The sequence below is a fragment of the Falsiroseomonas oryziterrae genome, assembly GCF_021864505.1.
Lineage (GTDB): Bacteria > Pseudomonadota > Alphaproteobacteria > Acetobacterales > Acetobacteraceae > Falsiroseomonas > Falsiroseomonas oryziterrae.
The window spans coordinates 1-2673 of the sequence record NZ_JAKJIB010000442.1; the positions used below are offsets into that span (position 1 = coordinate 1).

A 2673-nucleotide genomic window follows, 5' to 3' on the forward strand; every position below is an offset into this window, starting at 1 on the left:
CGCGCCGAGTGGCGCAACGCGCTCGGCATTCGCGCCGGCGCCGCGCCGGAGGCGGTGGCCGCGGCGCTCGGCCGAGCCGCCATCGCGCTCGGCGTCAACGAGACGTCCCGCGCCTCCGCCGCGCTGGATCCCGTGCTGTTCGAGCCGGGCGGCAACGTGACGCTCGCGCGCCTTGCCGCACCCGGCCCGCTGCCGCAGACGGCCTTCGCCACCCGTGCCGCGCGGGAGGAAGCGGGGCGCCTGCAGGCGCTGCAGCTCAGCGGCCCTGCCGCCGCGCTCGATCCCGATGCGGTGCGGGCGCCGATCGCGGTCGGCTTCGGCGAGCCGCTGGCGCGGCCGCTGCGGTGACGGCGCCGCGCCTCAGTCCTTCGCCTGCACCAGCACGTAGGTCCCCGGCGCGTCGGCCAGCGGCTTCAGCGCGCCGTCGCCGGGCCGGCGTGCCGGCACCGTCGTGCGGTCCTGGCCCGCGACCCAGCGCTGCCAATCCGGCCACCAGCTTCCGGCGAGCTCCGTCGCACCCTTGAACCAGGCCTCCGGATCCGGCGGGAGGTCGTCGTTGACCCAGTGGCTGTACTTCCCGCTCTCGGGCGGGTTCACGACGCCGGCGATGTGGCCCGAGGCGGCCAGGACGAAGCGGATCCTGCCGCCATAGATCTGCGTCGCGCGGTAGGTGCTCGTCCAGGGCGCGATGTGGTCCTCCCGCGTCGAGAGGATGTAGGTGGGCAGCTTGAGCTTCCGCAGGTCGATCGTGACGCCGTTCAGCTCGATCGCGTTCGGGTCGGCGGGCGGCTTCACCAGGTCGTTCTGCTGGTACATCCGCCGCAGGTAGAAGCTGTGCATCCGCGCCGGCATGCGCGTGCTGTCGTCGTTCCAGTACAGCAGGTCGAAGGGGAACGGCTCCTGCCCCAGCAGGTAGTTCGACACCACGAAGGACCAGATCAGGTCGTTGGCGCGCAGCATGTTGAAGGTGGTCGCCATCTCCGACCCCTCCAGGAAGCCACGCCTGCTCATCTTCTCCTCGAGGCTCTGCAGCTGCTCCTCGTCGATGAAGACGCCGAGCTCACCGGCCTCCTCGAAATCCACCATCGTGGTGAAGAAGGTCGCCGACTTGATGCGCGTGTCCTTCTTCGACTGCATGTGCGCCAGCGTGCAGGCGAGCAGCGTGCCGCCCAGGCAGTAGCCGATCGCGTTGATCGCCTTCTCGCCCGTCGCCTGCTCGATCGCATCCAGCGCCGCATAGGGGCCTTCGCGCATGTAGTCGTCGAAGCCCTTCTCCGCGAGCTTCTCGTCCGGGTTCACCCAGGAGATGACGAACACCGTGTGGCCCTGCTCGACCGCCCAGCGGATGAAGCTGTTCTTCGGCCGGAGGTCGAGGATGTAGAACTTGTTGATCCAGGGCGGGATGATCAGCAGCGGCCGCTTCAGCACCGTTTCCGTCGTGGGCTGGTACTGGATCAGCTCCATCAGGTCGTTGCGGAACACCACCTTGCCCGGCGTGACCGCGATGTTGTCGCCGACCTTGAACTTGGTCTCGTCGGTCATGCGGATGCGCAGCTGCCCCTTGCCGCGCTCCAGGTCCGACAGCAGGTTCGACAGGCCCTTGAGCAGGTTCTCCCCGCCCGTCTCTGCGGTGCGCCGCAGCACCTCCGGATTGGTCATCAGGAAGTTGGACGGGCTCATCGCGTCCACGAACTGACGCGTGTAGAAATCCACCTTCTGCGCTGTCTTCTGGTCCAGCCCCTCCGTCGTCTGCACGACGTTGGTGAAGAAGCGGGCCGAGAGCAGGTAGGACTGGCGGATGAAGTCGAAGACCTCGTTCTCCCGCCAGGCATCGTCCTTGAAGCGCTTGTCGGCCTTGCCCTCGTCGATTACCGGCGTGGGCTGCTCGCCCATGATCCGTCGCGCGGTGTTCTGCCAGAGGGTCAGGTAGTCCTGCCAGAAGCCGATCTGCGCCTGCATGAGCCGCGCTGGATTGGCCATCATCCGCGTCGTCATCTCGAGGAAGGCGTTGCCGATGTTCAGCGGGTCCGGCCCCGGCCTGCTGTCCGTGCCCTGGCGCTTCAGGAAGTCGGTGACGATGCGCTGGCTCCGCTCCGCCACGTCCGCCATGGTGCGCGTCACCAGCGCCGGATCGGGAAGCCGGAAGCTCGTCTTGTCCTCGATCGTCGGGTCCTGCGACATCCGGCTCCGCCCTCAACCTGTCCTGCCGAATCGGGTCGAAGCCCGGCGCGGCGGCCTGTCCGAGGCCGGCGGCGGGGCGGCGCTTCCGCCCGCCGGCGGATCGGGCTAACCCTCGCTGGCACAGGACAGGAAGCGATGCGCCCGCGCGCCGAAGGCTACGGCAGACCGGAAAAGGCTAGGTGGCGGCGGGCGGGGGATCAAGCGCGCGCGGCGCTCCTTCTGCTCGCCATCTTCGCCTTGCCGGCCTGCACGGATCGCTGGGCGGAGCTCGACCCGCGTCCCGTGGTCGCCAACATCTTCGGCGCCCATCTGGAAGGGCGGGAGCCGCCGCCAGGCCTCGACCAGCCCTGGCCGCACCTCTCCACGGTCCCGGCGCGCCCCACGCCGCCCGACCCCGCGACCCGCGAGCGCATCTCCGCCGGGCTGGCGGAGAACCGGGCGCAGTCCCGGGCGCCGCTCGCGGCGGGCTCCGCCGGACCGCGGCTTCCCGCC

2 protein-coding genes and 1 pseudogene are annotated in these 2673 nt (G+C 69.8%); 2 read left to right on the top strand and 1 reads right to left on the bottom strand.

Annotated elements, in window-relative coordinates; genetic code table 11:
- A partial coding sequence (locus tag L2I40_RS21645; protein WP_237217308.1) for a hypothetical protein occupies window positions 1–348 on the top strand: 348 nt, incomplete at its 5' end.
- 12 nt (window positions 349–360) lie between these two features.
- Here the strand turns inward: L2I40_RS21645 and L2I40_RS21650 are convergent.
- The gene (locus tag L2I40_RS21650; protein ID WP_237217310.1) at window positions 361–2181 is read right to left on the bottom strand and encodes a PHA/PHB synthase family protein; all 1821 of its coding nucleotides are present in this window, start codon (window positions 2179–2181) and stop codon (window positions 361–363) included.
- Between the two features lie 135 nt (window positions 2182–2316).
- Here L2I40_RS21650 and L2I40_RS21655 point away from each other — a divergent pair.
- Window positions 2317–2673, top strand: a pseudogene (locus tag L2I40_RS21655) (hypothetical protein); the annotation flags it as partial.